At 68.4% G+C, this 16,491-nt stretch carries 12 protein-coding genes; all 12 read left to right on the forward strand.

The genetic code is table 11. The features are described from left to right. Positions 1-8 precede the first annotated feature (8 nt). The 12 genes from polA (at position 9) to GDIA_RS14330 (ending at position 16,419) form a co-directional block, all read left to right on the forward strand. Positions 9-2,840, forward strand: coding sequence for a DNA polymerase I (gene polA, locus GDIA_RS14275; protein WP_012228171.1), 2,832 nt, complete (start codon positions 9-11; stop codon positions 2,838-2,840). Next, positions 2,840-3,451: an SCO family protein gene (locus tag GDIA_RS14280; protein ID WP_012554614.1), complete on the forward strand. Its 612-nt coding sequence runs from the start codon at positions 2,840-2,842 to the stop codon at positions 3,449-3,451. Before polA ends, GDIA_RS14280 begins: the two co-directional genes overlap by 1 nt. Continuing rightward, on the forward strand, positions 3,451-5,142 hold the full coding sequence (locus tag GDIA_RS14285; protein WP_012554615.1) for an ABC transporter substrate-binding protein: 1,692 nt from the start codon (positions 3,451-3,453) through the stop codon (positions 5,140-5,142). The genes GDIA_RS14280 and GDIA_RS14285 overlap by 1 nt, the downstream gene beginning before the upstream one ends. After that, the gene (locus GDIA_RS14290; RefSeq protein WP_012228168.1) at positions 5,139-6,152 is read left to right on the forward strand and encodes an ABC transporter permease; all 1,014 of its coding nucleotides are present in this window, start codon (positions 5,139-5,141) and stop codon (positions 6,150-6,152) included. The genes GDIA_RS14285 and GDIA_RS14290 overlap by 4 nt, the downstream gene beginning before the upstream one ends. Beyond that, a complete protein-coding gene (locus GDIA_RS14295) occupies positions 6,149-7,129 on the forward strand; it encodes an ABC transporter permease (protein WP_012228167.1) in 981 nt (326 codons plus the stop codon). The genes GDIA_RS14290 and GDIA_RS14295 overlap by 4 nt, the downstream gene beginning before the upstream one ends. Continuing rightward, positions 7,119-8,144: an ABC transporter ATP-binding protein gene (locus GDIA_RS14300; RefSeq protein ID WP_012554616.1), complete on the forward strand. Its 1,026-nt coding sequence runs from the start codon at positions 7,119-7,121 to the stop codon at positions 8,142-8,144. The genes GDIA_RS14295 and GDIA_RS14300 overlap by 11 nt, the downstream gene beginning before the upstream one ends. Further along, a complete protein-coding gene (locus GDIA_RS14305) occupies positions 8,141-9,112 on the forward strand; it encodes an ABC transporter ATP-binding protein (RefSeq protein WP_012554617.1) in 972 nt (323 codons plus the stop codon). The genes GDIA_RS14300 and GDIA_RS14305 overlap by 4 nt, the downstream gene beginning before the upstream one ends. A gap of 335 nt (positions 9,113-9,447) precedes the next feature. After that, complete coding sequence (locus GDIA_RS14310) at positions 9,448-11,253, forward strand: cellulose biosynthesis cyclic di-GMP-binding regulatory protein BcsB (protein WP_012554618.1); 1,806 nt, start codon at positions 9,448-9,450, stop codon at positions 11,251-11,253. After that, positions 11,243-12,118, forward strand: coding sequence for a hypothetical protein (locus tag GDIA_RS14315; RefSeq protein ID WP_012554619.1), 876 nt, complete (start codon positions 11,243-11,245; stop codon positions 12,116-12,118). The genes GDIA_RS14310 and GDIA_RS14315 overlap by 11 nt, the downstream gene beginning before the upstream one ends. 19 nt (positions 12,119-12,137) lie before the next feature. Next, a complete protein-coding gene (locus tag GDIA_RS14320; RefSeq protein WP_049762941.1) occupies positions 12,138-14,006 on the forward strand; it encodes a glycosyltransferase family 2 protein in 1,869 nt (622 codons plus the stop codon). Continuing rightward, positions 14,003-15,457 (forward strand): hypothetical protein, encoded by a 1,455-nt coding sequence (locus GDIA_RS14325; protein WP_012554621.1) that lies wholly within the window; start codon positions 14,003-14,005, stop codon positions 15,455-15,457. The genes GDIA_RS14320 and GDIA_RS14325 overlap by 4 nt, the downstream gene beginning before the upstream one ends. Beyond that, a complete protein-coding gene (locus GDIA_RS14330; RefSeq protein WP_012554622.1) occupies positions 15,439-16,419 on the forward strand; it encodes a glycoside hydrolase family 113 in 981 nt (326 codons plus the stop codon). The genes GDIA_RS14325 and GDIA_RS14330 overlap by 19 nt, the downstream gene beginning before the upstream one ends. Positions 16,420-16,491: the final 72 nt, after the last annotated feature.

The following is a 16,491-nucleotide window of genomic DNA, read 5'->3' on the forward strand; positions in this document are numbered from 1 at the left end:
TCCATCCCATGTCCGGCGACGCCCCGATTCACCTGATCCTGGTCGACGGATCGGGGTTCATCTTCCGTGCCTTCCATGCCCTGCCGCCGATGACCGCGCCCGACGGCACGCCCGTCAACGCGGTGTTCGGCTTCACGAACATGCTGGCGCGCCTGCTGCGCGACCATGTGGGCACGCATCTGGCGGTCATCTTCGATGCCGGGCGGGTGACCTTCCGCAACGGGATCTATGACCAGTACAAGGCCCACCGGCCCGAACCGCCCGAGGAACTGCGCCCGCAATTCGCCCTGGTGCGCGACGCCACGGCGGCCTTCGGCGTGCCGGGGATCGAGGAAGCGGGGTGGGAGGCCGACGACCTGATCGCGGCCTATGCCCGCCTTGTGACCGACGCGGGCGGGCGCTGCACCGTCGTATCGTCCGACAAGGACCTGATGCAGCTGATCCGCCCGGGCGTGGAGATGCTGGACCCGATCCGCCAGAAGCCGATCGGCCCGAAGGAGGTCGAGGCGAAGTTCGGCGTGACCCCGGACAAGGTGATCGACGTGCAGGCGCTGATCGGCGATTCGGTCGACAACGTGCCGGGCGTGCCGGGAATCGGGCCCAAGACCGCATCGGCGCTGATCGCGGAATATGGCTCGCTGGACGCGATCCTGGACGGGGCGCCGGCGATGAAGCCGTCCAAGCGGCGTGACAGCCTGATCGAACATGCCGAGCGCGCGCGCCTGTCGCGGGTGCTGGTGACGCTGCGCGAGGACGCGCCCTGCCCCCTGGGGCTGGAAGACCTGATCTGCCGCGATCCGGACGAGGTGAAGCTGGGCGAATGGCTGCAGTCCATGGGCTTCCGCTCCCTGCTGCACCGGATGGGGATGAAGGAGTCGGCCGCCGCCGTGGGGGTGGCCAGTTCCGCCCCGGCGCCTGCCGCCGCTGTTGCCGCCGCGCCGACGCCTTCGCCCGACCGGGCGCCCTATGGCCCCTATGAGACCGTGAGGACGGCCGGGGCGCTGGAGACGTGGGTGGCCGAGGCCCGCACGGCCGGGTTCTGCGCCATCGACACCGAAACCGACGGGCTGGACCCGCTGCGCGCCGGGCTGGTCGGGATTTCGCTGGCCGTGGCGCCGGGACGGGCCTGCTATATCCCGCTGGCGCACACGGCCGAGCCCCCGCCGCCGCAATTGCTGCCCGACCTGCTGCTTGAGCCGGCGCCGCAGGACGACGCTCCGGACCCGGTCGGGCCGCAACTGGAAACCGGCCTGGCGCTGGCGATCCTGGGGCCGCTGCTGGCCGACGCGTCGGTGCTGAAGATCTTCCAGAACGCGAAGTTCGACCTGCTGGTGCTGACGCGCGCGGGCGCGCCCCAGCCGGCGCCGGTCGACGACACCATGCTGATCTCCTACGCCCAGTTCGCGGGGCGGCATGGCCAGGGCATGGACGAACTGTCGCGGCTGTATCTGGGTCATACGCCGATCCCCTATGACGAGGTCACGGGGACGGGACGCAACCGCGTGCCGTTCGCGCGGGTCGATGTGGCACGCGCCACCGCCTATGCCGCCGAGGATGCCGACGTGACGCTGCGGCTGTGGCTGTCGCTGCGCCCCACCCTGCGCATCCATCATGCCCTGGCGCTGTACGAGGAACTGGAACGGCCGCTGGTCGCCGTGCTGGCGGACATGGAGCGCGCGGGCATTGCCATCGACGTGGTGGAACTGCGCCGCATGTCGGCCGATTTCGCGACCCGCATGGCGCAGATGGAGGCCGAGATCCAGGCCCTGGCCGGCCGGTCGTTCAATGTCGGCTCGCCCAAGCAACTGGGCGAGATCCTGTTCGACGAGATGGGGCTGCCCGGCGGCAAGCGGATGAAATCCGGCGCCTGGGGGACCGATTCCTCAGTCCTGCAGGACCTGGCCGACCAGGGGCACGACCTGCCGGGGCGCATCCTGGCGTGGCGGCAACTGGCCAAGCTGAAATCGACCTATGCCGACGCGCTGGTCAAGCAGGCGGACCCGGACACCGCGCGGGTCCATACCTCGTTCCAGATGGCGATCACCTCGACCGGCCGCCTGTCGTCCAACGAGCCGAACCTGCAGAACATCCCCATCCGCACCGAGGAGGGCGGGCGCATCCGCCGCGCCTTCGTCGCAGCACCCGGCCATGTGCTGCTGTCGGCCGATTATTCGCAGATCGAACTGCGGCTGCTGGCGCATGTCGCGGACATTCCCGCCCTGCGCGAGGCCTTCGCGCTGGGGCAGGACATCCATGCCCGCACGGCGTCCGAGGTCTTCGGCATTCCGATCGAGGGCATGGACCCGCTGACCCGCCGGCGGGCGAAGGCGATCAATTTCGGCATCATCTACGGCATCAGCGCCTTCGGCCTGGGGCGGCAGCTCGGCATTCCGCCGGGCGAGGCGCGGGCCTATATCGACGCCTATTTCGCCCGCTATCCCGGCATCCGCGCCTATATGGAAACGGTGAAGCAGGAGGCGAAGGACCAGGGCTACGTCACCACGCCGTTCGGCCGGCGCTGCTGGGTGCCCGGGATCGCCGACCGCAGCGCCGTCCGCCGCGCCTATGCCGAGCGGCAGGCGATCAACGCGCCGCTGCAGGGCGGGGCGGCGGACATCATCAAGCGCGCGATGGTGCGCCTGCCCCACGCGCTGGCGTCGGCCGGGCTTGACGGACGGCTGCTGCTTCAGGTCCATGACGAACTTCTGTTCGAGGTGCGGGCGGGCCAGCAGGACGCGCTGTCCGCCCTCGTGAAACAGGTCATGGAATCCGCGGCCAGCCTGTCGGTGCCGCTGGTGGTGGAAACCGGGACCGGAGCAAACTGGGCGGACGCGCATTGATGCAGGAAACGGATAAACGCCGGCTGAAGATCGGGCTGGTCGTCGCGGCGTTGGGACTGGCGGGCACGTATGCCGGCTATCGGGTCATGGACCGGATCGGGCCGGTCCTCTCGACCCATGGCAACGAGATCGGCGGGTCGTTCCGCCTGGTCAGCGCGGCCGAGGGCACGGTGTCGGACACCGATTTCCAGGGACGGTGGATGCTGGTCTATTTCGGTTCGACCCATTGTCCCGAAAGCCAGTGCGCGGCGACGCTGAAGGCGATGGCGGGGGCGATGGACCGGCTGGGCCAGCGCGCGCGGCTGGTGGCGCCGCTGTTCATCTCGGTGGACCCGATGCGCGACACGGCGGAGGAGATGCGCGCCTATACGCTGCGCTTCGGCCCGCACATCTTCGCCATGACCGGCGCGCCGAACATGATCAAGGCCGTCACCGCCGAATACCACGCCCCCTATGTGCGGCATGAGGGCAAGGACGGCGACTACACCATGGAACCCTCGCCGCGCATCGTCATCATGTCGCCCGAGGGGCGCTATGCCGGCACGATCCAGTCGGATTCCTCGGCCGAGCAGATCGCCGACCGCCTGACCGGCCTGATGAAGGCGCAATAGTGCCATTCCCGGCGCGATCCGTTTGCCTGGCGATCGGGTTGCTGCTGGCGGGGCCGGCCCGGGCCGGGGATGGGCTGGCCGGGGACGGGGACACGCTGGGCAGTCCGCATCGGGGCGGGACGCTGCGGCTGACGGCGGCGTCGTCGGGCGGGACGGTCGATCCGCAGATCAACTATACCTCGAAATACGCACAACTGTTCGCGGTCCTGTATGACGGGCTGCTGGCCTCGCGCAAGGCGGATGACGACAGCAGCGACGACGTGGTGCCCGACCTGGCCGAATCGGTGCCGGTGGCCGAGGACGGGGGCCGCACCTGGCGCATGGTGCTGCGGCGCGGCGTGCGGTTTTCCACCGGGCGGGAGGTCACGGTCGCGGACGTGGCGGCGTCCTTCCGGCGGCTGTTCCAGGTCGGCAGTCCCACGGCGGGGTCGTTCTACGGCGCCATCATCGGCGCCGATGCCTGCCTGCGCGACCCGGCGCGCTGCACGTTGCAGGGCGGGCTGGAGGTCGATGCCGCGACGCGGGCCGTGACCTTCCACCTGAGCCGGCCGGATGCCGAATTCCCGCAGAAGCTGACCTTTCCCCACGCCGCGATCCTGCCGGCCGATACCCCCGTCCGCGACCTGGGCAACGTGCCGGCGCCCACGACGGGGCCGTACATGTTCGCGTCCTACGATCCCGACCGGGGGATGCTGCTGGTGCGCAACCCGTATTTCCATGTCTGGAGCCCCGGTGCGCAGCCCGACGGCTATGCCGATCGCATCCAGTACGATTTCGGCCTGCCGGACGAGGCCGAGGTGACGGCGGTGGAAAACGGCCAGTACGACTGGATGTTCGACATGAAGCCGCTGGACCGGCTGGGCGAGCTGGGCGGCCGCCATACCGCGCAGGTCCATATCCGGCCGCTCTATGGCCTGTATTACGTGCCGATGAACGTCAACATCCCGCCCTTCGACAACCCGCTGGCCCGGCAGGCGGTGAATTTCGCCATGGACCGGCGGGCGATGGCCATCCTGTATGGGGGCACCGCCGTGGCCACGCCGCTGTGCCGCATGGTGCCGCCGGGCCTGCCCGGCGCGCTGGCGGATTGCGCCTATACCGCAGGGGGGAATTCCGACCATCCGCTGCCGTCCTGGCGGGCGCCGGACCTGGACCGCGCGCGGCGCCTGGTGGCGCAGAGCGGCACCGCCGGCCAGAAGGTGACGGTGGTGGTCCTGAACACCGCGGTCGATCTGAGCATGGGGGTGTGGCTGCGCAATATGCTGCAGTCCCTGGGCTATGACGCCAGCGTCAAGCCGATGGCGGAATCGGTGCAGTTCGGGTACGTCCAGAACACCGCCAACCATGTGCAGATCAGCGTCCGCGACTGGTTCGCCGATTATCCGTCGGCCTCGAACTTCCTGGACGACCTGTTCGGGTGCGAGAATTTCCACCCCGGCACCGACAATTCGATCAACATCTCCGGCTACTGCAACGCGGCGGCCCAGGCGGCGATGGACGCCGCGAAGCAGGAAACCGATCCGGCGCGGGCGGCCATGCTGTGGACGGAGGCGGAGCGGACCATCGACCGGGATTCCCCCGCCGTGCCGACCGTCCGCATCAATTACATCGATTTCGTGTCACGCCGGCTGGGCCATTATTTCTACACCAACCTGTATCACATGATCTTCTCGCAGGTGTGGGTGCAATGACCGGGACCGGAAGCGGGACGGGCCCGTGGCAGCGGGCGGGGCGGCGGCTGGCGCGCAACCGCGGCGCGATGGGGGCGCTGGCGGTGCTGCTGGCCGTCACCGCGGCGTGCCTGCTGGCGCCGGTCTATGCGCGCGACGTGGCCCATACCGACCCGTTCACGTCGAACGTGGCCGGCACGCTGATGGTGGACGGGCGGGCGGTCGATATCATGCAGCCCGACGACAATCCGCTGCATCTGGGCCTGTCGCCCATCGGCCCGACCTGGCGCCCGTCGGCCGACCTGCTGGGGGCGGACAGCCAGGGGCGCGACGTGGCGGCGCGGCTGCTGTACGGCGGGCGCAATTCGCTGCTGATCGGCGCCAGCGCCGCGTTGCTGTGCATCGTGCTGGCGGGGGGCGTCGGCATCGTCTCGGGCTATATGGGCGGGGTGGTCGATGCCGTGCTGTCGCGGATCATGGACATCATGTGGGCGGTGCCGGTCTATCTGTTCGCGATCTCGCTTTCCATCGTCACGGTCAGCCAGGGGCTGCGGCTGGGGCCGGTGACCCTGGCCAGCGACAACCTGCTGATCCCGATCGGCATCATCGCGCTGGTCTACGTGCCCTATGCGGCGCGGCCGGTGCGCGGGCGGGTGATGGCGCTGCGGCGGTCGGAATTCGTCACCGCCGCGCGGGGGCTGGGGGTGCCGGGATACCGCATCGTGCTGCGCGACATCCTGCCCAACGTCACGGATACGCTGGTGGTGCTGGCACCGCTGATGATGGCGCTGTCGCTGATGGCAGAATCGGCGCTGTCGTTCCTGTCGATCGGCGTGCAGGCGCCCGCCGCGTCGTGGGGTACCATCATCCAGGATGGTGAGGGCCTGATCTATACCCGCCCGATGGTGGCGGTGGCCCCGGGGCTGGCGATCATGGTCGTGGTGCTGGCGCTGAACGTCCTGGGCGACGGGCTGCGCGACGCGCTGGACGTGCGGGATGCCGAAGGACGTGATGCCGGGGGCCGGGCATGAGGGCGCTGCGGCGCGCGGGGCAGCGCCTGGGGCAGATGCTGTTCGTGCTGGCGGGCATTTCGGTGCTGGTGTTCCTGGTGTTCTTCGCCACCCCGGGCAGCGACCCCACGGCGCGCATCGCCGGACGCAATGCCTCGCCCGAGACGGTGGCGCGGGTGCGGGTGGAATACGGGTTCGACCGGCCGCTGCCGGTGCAGTACCTGCGGATGATGGACAAGCTGTTCGTCACCCGCGACCTGACATCCTACGTCAACCGGGGCGAGCGCGTGGTGCCCGAGATCCTGCAGGCCGCCCCCGTGACGCTGTCGCTGGTGTCCGGCGCGGCGGTGATCTGGGTGGTGGCGTCGGTGGTCATGGGCACGCTGGCGGCGGCGCTGCGCGGCGGCTGGGTGGACCGGCTGCTGATGATGCTGGGGCTGGTCGGGATTTCCATCCCGGTCTTCTGGCTGGGCCAGGTGGTCAACCTGGTGACGCAGAGCCGCTATCACGACCTGTGGCTGTTCCGCTGGGTGCCGGGGCTGGGCTATGTGCCGCTGACCCAGGACCCGGCCGGCTGGTTCCGCGCGCTGGTCCTGCCGTGGTTCACGCTGGCGGTGCTGTTCATCGGCATCTACAGCCGCGTGCTGCGGGCCGACCTCGTCGCCGTGCAGGGCGAGGATTTCATGCGTACCGCCCGGGCCAAGGGCCTGTCGCCCGCGCGGGTGCTGGTGGTCCATGGGCTGCGGACCTCGATGATCACCTTCGTGTCGCTGTTCGGGCTGGATTTCGCGCAACTGGTGGGGGGCGGCGCGCTGCTGACCGAAGTGGTGTTCGGCCTGCAGGGGGTGGGGCGGCTGACCTATCAGGCGCTGGCCAACCTGGACCTGCCGCTGATCATGGCGACGGTGATGTATTCGGCGGTGTTCGTCGTCATCGCCAATGCGGTGGTGGACCTGCTGTACCTGCTGCTGGACCCGAGGCTGCGCGATGGGCGCTGACGCCACGCCCCTGCTGGCGGTGCGGGACCTGACGATCGCGCTGCCGGTCGGCGGCCGGATGGTGAACCTGATCGAATCCGTCACCTTCGCGCTGGGGGCGCGCGAGATCATGGGGATCGTGGGTGAATCCGGGTCGGGCAAGAGCCTGACGGCGCTGGCGATCATGGGGCTGATCGACGTGCCGGGCGCGCGCATCGCCGGGTCGGTGCGCTATCGGGGGCGCGAACTGGCGGGATTGCCGCAGCGGGCGTTCCGCGCCCTGCGCGGGCGCGAGATCGCGATGGTCTTCCAGGACCCGATGACCGCCTTCACCCCGGTCTATACGATCGGCTGGCAGATCGACGAGCAGATCCGCACCCACCGGCGTGTCGGCCGTGCCGAGGCCCGCGCCCGCACCGTGCGGCTGCTGGGCGACATGGGCGTGCCGGACCCCGAGCGCGTGGCCGGGCGGTATCCGCACCAGCTTTCGGGCGGGCTGCGCCAGCGGGCGATGATCGCGATGGCGCTGTCGTGCGACCCGTCGCTGCTGATCGCCGACGAACCGACGACCGCGCTGGACGTGACGGTGCAGGCGCAGATTCTGGACCTGCTGCGCGGCCTGCGGCGGGATTTCGGATCGTCGGTGCTGCTGATCACCCATGACATGGGCGTGGTGGCGGAAACCTGCGACCGGACGATGGTGCTGTATTCCGGCATGGTGGCCGAACACGGGCCGACGGCGGCGCTGTTCGTGCAACCGGGCCACCCCTACAGCGCCGCCCTGCTGGATTCGATCCCGCCGCTGCATGGCCCCCGCCCGGCGCGGCTGCCCGCGATTCCCGGCAGCCCGCCCGCGCCGGCGGACCGGCCGGCGGGCTGCGCCTTCGCGCCACGCTGCGCCCATGCCCATCCGGCCTGCGCCGTGCGGCCCGCGCTGATGGCGGGCGGGGCGGGAGAGGTCGCGTGCGTGCTGCCCGCCGAGGGGCGCCCGCTGCCGCCGCGCGGCGCCTGCGCGGTGGCGGGGGGCGGGGCATGACCGGTCCGCTGATGTCCGCCCATGGCCTGCGCATGGACTACCGCGTGGGACGGGGGCAGGTGCTGCGCGCGCTGGATGGCGTGTCGCTGGAGGTCTGGCCGGGCGAGGTGCTGGGCGTGGTGGGCGAATCCGGCTGCGGCAAATCGACCCTGGGGCGTTGCCTGCTGCGGCTGGTCCGGCCCGGCGCGGGGCGGGTGGTCTTCGACGGCACCGACATCACCGCCCTGCCGGAGCGGCGGCTGCGCCCGCTGCGGCAGGGCATGCAGATGGTGTTCCAGGATTCCTATGCCGCGCTGAACCCCAGGCGGCGGATCGGCGAGCTGATCGCCGAGCCGCTGCGCGTGCATCGCGCGGCGGACGGGCGGCGGCGCACGGACGCGGACATCGCGGCGCGGCTGGCGGAGCTGATGGACCTGGTCGGCCTGCCGCAGGCGGCGCTGGCGCGCTACCCGCACGAATTTTCCGGCGGGCAGCGGCAGCGGATCAACATCGCCCGGGCGCTGGCGCTGTCGCCCCGGTTGGTGGTGGCGGACGAGCCGGTGTCGGCGCTGGACGTGTCGATCCAGGCGCAGATCGTCAACCTGTTCATGGATCTGCGCGACCGGCTGGGCCTGACCTATGTCTTCGTCGCCCACGACCTGGCGGTGGTGCGGCAGATCTCGACCCGGGTCGCGGTGATGTATCTGGGGGCGATCGTCGAACTGGGCGCGGCCGACACCGTGCTGCACCGCCCGGCCCACCCCTATACCGCCGCCCTGGTCGCGGCGGTGCCCGAACCGGTGGTGCGGGGGGGCGAACCGGCGCCGCCGTTGTGCGGCGACGTGCCCAGCCCGATCTCGCCCCCGCCGGGGTGCCGGTTCCACACCCGCTGCCCCGTGGCGCGGGACCGTTGCCGCATCGAGGCCCCCGCGTTGCGCCCGCTGTCCGATGGCCGCAGCGCCGCCTGTCATTTTCCCCTGGCGGATTGACGGAAATTTTTTGGGAACTCAGGGCCATGATGGGCGCTAGCCATTACATGGCCATTGGATGGCCATGTAATGGTTGTAACGATTACACGCTGTTTGAATCGTAATCACAGGGGTTTCGGAACAAAAATTTTCCGCGCAAGTCCATTTTTCTTTACTTTAAATAAAACATTAAGTTATAGGGAGCGAAGCTGTTTCCTGGGGCCGGCTTTATGAGAAAATCATTTATTTTTGTTAATTTTCTTGCTGTTTTCTGCGCTTCTGCATACGGTTTCAGTAGTTCTTCTTATGCGCAGTCACTAACGAGCAGCCTTTACCAGCAGGGCCTGACGGATGGGGTGACGGTCCTGAACGGGACCGATGCCGCGTCGTTCTATATCCGCGTGCCGGCCGATACGCCGATCGCCGGTGCGCGGCTGCGGCTGCATATGGCCATTTCCCCGGGGCTGCTGAAGCCGTCCGTGCTGCAGGTCTTCGTCAACGGCCAGCCGCGCGACCAGCTTTCGATCGGGGACGTGGACGAAAGCGCCGCCGAGCGCACCGTCACGATCCCGCTTTCGGCGCGGGACCTGGCCGCGCATTACCTGGCGGTCCGCGTCAGCCCGGTGTTCGTGACCTCCGCCAACCCCTGCGAGAACGCCAATGTCGGCCGGGGCTACGTGCATGTGCTGGCCGACAGCGGCGTGTCCTTCGACACCGCGCTGGACGGACTGAAAAGCGCGCGCGGCTTCCTGGACATGCTGGGCGGCACGGTCCGGGTCTGGGCCCCCACGCCCGGGCGCGATGCCGCGCAGTTCCAGGCCATGCTGGCCGTGGCGACCTATCTGCAGGCGCAGGGCCGCGACGTCACGTGGGTCGACGGCGCCGGCGCGGCGGACATCTATATCGGCCGGGACGAGGATTTTACCGCCCTGAACCTGCCGCCCCTGAAGGGCGGCGCCCTGCGCCTGCTCCGGGGGGGCCCGGGCGTGGCCCCCCGCCTGCTGCTGTCCGCCAGTGCCAGGAACATGCTGCTGCTGCGCCCATGGACGGATTTGCTGGCCGCGGACAGCTACGCCGCCAGCACCGGGCTGCCCGGCACGGCGCGGACGATCATCCCGCTGGGGTCGCTGGGGGTCACGGACTCTCCGTTGCCGATCAGCAGCAATGCGGAATGGACGCTGTCGCTGCCGGTCGATGCCATGCGGCGGCAGGTTTCCAGCAGCCTGCACCTGAACATGATCGTGCCGCCCAGCCTGCCGGGCAATCCGCTGCTGCTGCACGTGTTCCAGAACGGCAGCCTGCGCGCCGTCAAGGCCCTGCCGGAGGCCGGGGGCGCCCTGACGGAAAACGTGCCGCTGGTCGAATCGCAGGCCGCGACGGCGGAAACCCTGCGCGTGCAGGTCGTGCGGCAGACCAGCCTGGGCGAGTGCGCCGCCCCGCTGGCCCCGTCCTATGTGCAGCTTCTGCCGTCTTCCTTCCTCCAGGCGCGCGGCATCACCACGCCGTCCGGGACACTGGATGGTTTCGGCCGCACGCTGCCCGACCAGGCTGCCGTGTACCTGTCCGACGACGCGTTCAGGATGCCGGCACGGTGGATGTCCGTGCTGGCGGGCCTGGCCAACGGGCTGGGGCTGAACCCCTATCTGCTCAGCCTGCGGACCGGTGCCGCCGTGCCGGAGGACGGGCAGTCCTTCATCTGGCTGCGCGACGACGTGCCCGCGGGCTTTTCGTCCCCGGTGCGGTTCGATCGCGGGCGTATCTGCGTGGCCGAGAGCAACGGCAGGGTCATCCTGGACGCCCCCCCGCTGCCCGGCATCGAACTGGCCGCCATCGTCAGGCGCGGCAACCAGCGCGGGCTGTGGCTGAAATCCGGCGGCGACGACGCGCCGTTCCGGCCGCTGGGCTTCTCGGCCGTGGCGGCCGACCTGGCCTTCATGGACGCGCAGGGGCAGGTCAGCGCCCTGGATACGCGGACGGCCGACGCCGCCGCCACCGGGCCGGACGGCGCCGCCGTCAGCTATCCGGATTACCAGAGCTGGCTGGACCGGCTGAACAGCGTGCGGCTGTGGCTGTTCGGCGCGGCGTGGCTGGTGGTCACCGTCGTGTTCCTGTCCATCATGCGGCGTCTCTACGCCCGGCGTTCCTCCAAGCATGATTCGTAAGATCCGTGCCCTGGCATGGGGGATGGCGTGTGCGGCCCTGCTGTTGTGCGGGGCCGTGGACGCCGCGCGCGCGACGGCCTGGGTGCAGCGCAAGGGGCATGGCATCGTCATCGTCCAGCATGACCGCTGGGACGGCACCAGCGGCTTCGCCAACGATCACCAGCTTTTCCGGTTTCCGTATGGCGGCAACAGCTACGTGAACCAGACCAATGTCTATGCGGAATATGGCGTCACGGACCGGCTGACCGTGATCGGCAATTTCTGGCTGAACGAGGTCGGGTACAAAAATATCTACAGCAGCCAGAGCAATTTCGGATTCGGCGACCAGGAGGTCGGCGTAAGGTACAAGGTGCGGCCCCTGGGCTTCCTGCCGGCGCCGTGGGTGGGGGCGGTCCAGCTTCTGGTCGGCATGCCCACCTATAACGTCAATGCCGCCCAGCGGCTGGGACCGGGCGGGGAGTCGGTCGAAATCCGCCACGCCATCGGCCGCCCCTACAGGCTGCTGGGACGCTGGTCCTATATCGACATGAGCGGCGGCATACGCTTCCGGACCGGCCAGGCCGCGCACGAACTGCGGTTCGACGCCACCCACGGCACCACCCTGTGGTATGGTTTTACGGTCATGGAGGAATTCAGCCATATCCAGTCGCTGAATAACGGCCTGGTCTACAATTCCGGCAACCCCATCGGCAGCACGAATTACGACCTGACGAAGTTCCGTGCGTCGCTGCTCAAGCGCCTGGGCCCCGTCAGCATCCAGGCCGGATACGAGCGTGACCTGGCCGGGCGCAATACCGGCGCGGGCGGCGGCCCCTTCGTGGGGTTGTGGATACCGTTTGGCGGCCCGGAACACTGGGCGCCATAGGAGCGGGAACGGATTGGCCATGGTCACGCAGCCGGACAAGCGTCTTTTCGGGCAGTTCCTGGTCAGCCGGAACATCCTGACCGAGGCGCAGCTCGACGAAGCCATCCAGACGCAGAAGCTCTGGAAATCCCGCCTTGGCGACATCATCCTGGCCAAGGGGTGGCTGAAGCCGCGTCGTTTCTACCATCTTCTGGCCACGTTCTTCGACCTGGAGTTCGTGGACCTGATGGGCCACCCGCCGGACCCGGACCTGTTCGACCGCGCGATGATCGACGAGTATGCGCGGCGTTCGTTCCTGCCCTGGCGGCGCAGCGCGGACGGCGCCATCATCCTGGCGCTGGCCGACCCGTCGGAAGACACCTTCAACTGGCTGCGCGCCCGGTATGGGCAGAACGCGTGCTTCGTCGGCACCGGGCGGTTCGATACGGTGTGGCTGCTGCAGAAGATGGGCAACGCCGCCCTGTCCGACGACGCGCTGAATGCGTTGTCCACCATGACGCCGCAGCATTCCGCCCGTCAGGTGTTCACCCGGGGGCAGATCGCATTCTTCTATATCACGGCGATGGTTTTCCTGCTGTTCCTGTACCTGGCGCCGGAACGCACGCTGTTCGCGGCCAACCTGGCGGCCGGACTGGTCTTCTTCGCCAGCTTCTTCCTCAAATTCATGCTGTCCTGCGCGGCGGTGCGGCAGGAGGTGGACGTCAAGGTCAGGGACAGCGAGATCCGGTCGCTGGAGGACAGGGATTTCCCCGTCTATACCATCCTGGTTCCGATGTACAAGGAACCGGACGTGCTGCCCATCCTGGTCAATGCCATCCGCAACCTGGAATACCCCCAGTCCAAGCTGGACGTGAAGCTGGTCCTGGAAGAGGACGACATCGAAACCATCGCCGCCGCCCGGAAGCTGGCGCTGGAGGCGACGTTCGAGATCATCTGCGTGCCGCCGTCCGAACCGCGCACCAAGCCCAAGGCCTGCAACTATGCGCTGCGCTTCGCGCGGGGCGAGTACCTGACCATCTATGACGCCGAGGACAAGCCGGAGGCCACGCAGCTTGAAAAGGTCCTGGTCGCGTTCCGCAAGCTGCCGGACAATGTGGTCTGCATCCAGGCGCGCCTGAACTATTACAACGCCACCGAGAACTGGCTGACGCGCATGTTCACGCTGGAATATACGGCGTGGTTCGATTTCTACCTGCCTGCGCTGGAATATATGCGCATTCCCATACCGCTGGGCGGTACCTCGAACCATTTCAAGATCAGCGCGCTGCGCGCCGTCCATGCGTGGGACCCGTACAACGTGACGGAAGACGCCGACCTGGGCGTGCGCCTGACCCAGCGGGGCTGGAAGGTGGCGGTGGTGGATTCCACGACCTTCGAGGAAGCCAATGTCAGCATCCCGAACTGGATCCGCCAGCGCTCGCGCTGGCTGAAGGGCTACATGCAGACCTATCTGGTGCATATGCGCAGCCCGCTGGCATTCTACCGCAAGACCGGGGGCACGGGCTTCTGGGGCTTCCAGTTCTTTATCGGCGGTACCTTCATGACGGCGCTGCTGGCCCCCATCTTCTGGGTCTTCTTCATCCTGTTCACGCTGTTCGGCCTCAAGGCCGGAAGCGGCGTCTTCTCCGGCCGCATCATGGCCCTCAACGCTCTCAACCTTCTGCTGGGAAACGGATTTCTGGTCTATACCTATGTGCTGTGCTCGTTCAAGCGGAACTACCGCCATCTGGCGCTCTATGCGCTGACGACGCCGGTCTACTGGGCGCTGCAGTCGATCGCCGCCTACAAGGGGCTGTTCCAGCTTCTGTACAAGCCCTTCTACTGGGAAAAGACCCAGCATGGCCTGAGCAAGCACACCGCAGCGGAACTGGAAGAACTGAAATCATGACGCCGCGCGCCTATGCCGCCGTCCTGTTCCTGCTGGTCGCATTCTGGTTCGGGGCCGCCGCCTTCACGCTGCTGCAGGAGGGGTATGTCAGCGATTCCGTCCTGAGGGAGATCAGCACCTATCTGGTGTTTTCCACGCATGCGACGGCGGCGCGGGACCTGGGCTTCCTGCCCATCAGCCTGCCGGTGCTGGGATATGGCGCGCTGGCCCCGCTGCTGGGGCCGCTGCATCCCGTCCTGCCCTATGTGCTGGGCGTGGTGGGGACGGCGCTGCTGGTCCTGGCGCCCGTGCCGTCCATCCAGCGCCAGATCGGCCGGGCCGGCACCCTGCTGATGGTCGTCTGCGTGGCGCTGAACCCCATCGTGCTGTGGTTCGCCACCGCGGGCGGCGGCAAGAGCATCGCCCTGTTCCTGTTTTACGGCATGTGCGTCTTCCTCTGCCGCATCCATGACCGGCACGACCTGAATGCCTATGTGAAGTTCGCGTTCTGCGGCGTGGGCTTCCTGCTGGCGGACCCCACCGCCACGCCGGTCTGCCTGGCCATGCTGCCCTGGATTCCCTTTGCCGCCCGGCCCGCGTTCGTGGTCACGCAGCCGCTGGCCTTCTATCTGATTACCTGCACGCCGGTTGCGATGACGCTGTGCGCGCTGGTCTATCTGAACTGGTCGGTGTTCGGGTATGTCGCGCCGTTCGTGACGCCGCTGAATGGTGGGCCGGGGCAGGATTTTCCGTGGAACAGGGTGCTGCCGACGGCCGGACTGTCCTACCGGATGGCGGAATTGCTGCGTTTCCTGCTGTATGCGGTGGTGTTCTTTCCCTCGGTCGTCATGTTCTCCGGCCTGGCGCGCGCGTCGCGGGACATGCCGTACCTGGCCATCGTGCTGTCGCTGATCACCGCGCCGTTCCTGGTGCTGGTCTGTGGCCTGCCCTATCATCCGCTGGATTACCTGCCGTACCTGGCCGCCCCGCTGCTGGTCCTGGCGCAGCGTGTCACGCCGTCGCGGCGCATCGCGCTGCTGGGGGTGCAGATACTGTCGGTCGGGGTGGGGTGGGGCGCGCTGGCGCTGCCCGGCTGGTCCAGCGGCCATGGCTGGACCGAGGCGCTGGGCGGTACGCCGGTCGCCCTGTACCGTGACGAGATGAAGGTGGGACAATGGATCACGCAGCGCGACCGCACCACCCTGCTGGACCCGCTGGCGCATTATCGCGTGATTGCGTTCTGCGGCCATGTCGGCAAACTGGTCTTTCCCCCGGGTGACGCGGGTGCGATCCAGGGGCGGCTGCCCGCGGCGGATCACCTGCTGGTCACCCCGCCGGACAGTTCGGACGCCCAGGACGCACAGGTGGACCGCATCAGCCAGTCCCACCCCGACCTCTGGGCGGATGGCCTGCCACATTACAGTCTGGCCCTGGAACAGGGAGCTTACCGCATATGGGAACGCGTAAGGTAAAATGGGCGTGGCTGCTGCTGCTGCTGGTGCCGGTTCTGGTCGTGGCCCTGTTCCTGCTGCGCCCGGCATCGTACTGGACGGGTGCCAACGTCAAGATGTCGGCCGACGCGCCGTGGGGCAGTCCGGCGGCGCGTGAATCCATGGCGCGACTGGCCCATGCGGGAGCCAGCGTGGCCATGCAGGTGGCCTTCGCCTGGCAGCCGACCCCGGAGTCTGACACGCCCGTCCTGGGGGCGGACAGCCAGCCGGATGTCGTGCGGGCCGGACTGAAGGACATCAAGGCGGCGGGGCTGGAGCCGATCCTGAAGATCCATCTGTGGATTCCGTGGCACTGGGCCGGGCAGGTCGCCCCCGCGCACCCCGCGCTGTGGTTCCGCAATTACGCGCGGACCATCCTGCCGCTGGTCGCGGTGGCGCGGGAGGAAGGGGTCGCGACCATCGTCATCGCCACGGAACTGCGCGGCGTGGAAAAGGCCGAAGGCTGGCCCGATTTCGTGAAGACCATTCGCGCGGCCTATCCCGGCCACCTGGCCTATGACGCGGACAATCCCGAACAGGCCGAAGCCTTTCAGCACTGGGACCTGTTCGACGTCATCACCACCAGCCTCTACACCGCCCTGCCGGACGACCGGCCGGGGCGCCTGCGCGTGATGCGCGACACCGCCGGACACCTGCGCGCGCTGGGCCAGCGGTGGCAACGGCCGGTCTGGGTGGCGGAACTGGGCCTGCGTTCGGGGCAGGGCGTGCTGTCGCGCCCGTGGATGAGCCCCGAGGAACTGAAGGTGCCGGTCGACCTGAATATCCAGCGGGACGTGCTGGAAGATTGGCGGACCGTGCTGGTCCGTCACGGCGTGCGCGGCATTTCCTTCTGGTGCTGGTACACCGACCCCAGGGCGGGCGGCCCCGACGACAGCGATTTCACGCTGCAGAACAAGCCTGGCGAGGCCGTCCTGAAAAAATAAGGCAGGGAGTGCCGGCATCGGAAGAATGGCCCCAGGGACCGGAACTGCGGGGGCGGCCTGCCGTTGAGGCAT

Source organism: Gluconacetobacter diazotrophicus PA1 5 (assembly GCF_000021325.1).
In the GTDB taxonomy this organism is placed as follows: domain Bacteria; phylum Pseudomonadota; class Alphaproteobacteria; order Acetobacterales; family Acetobacteraceae; genus Gluconacetobacter; species Gluconacetobacter diazotrophicus.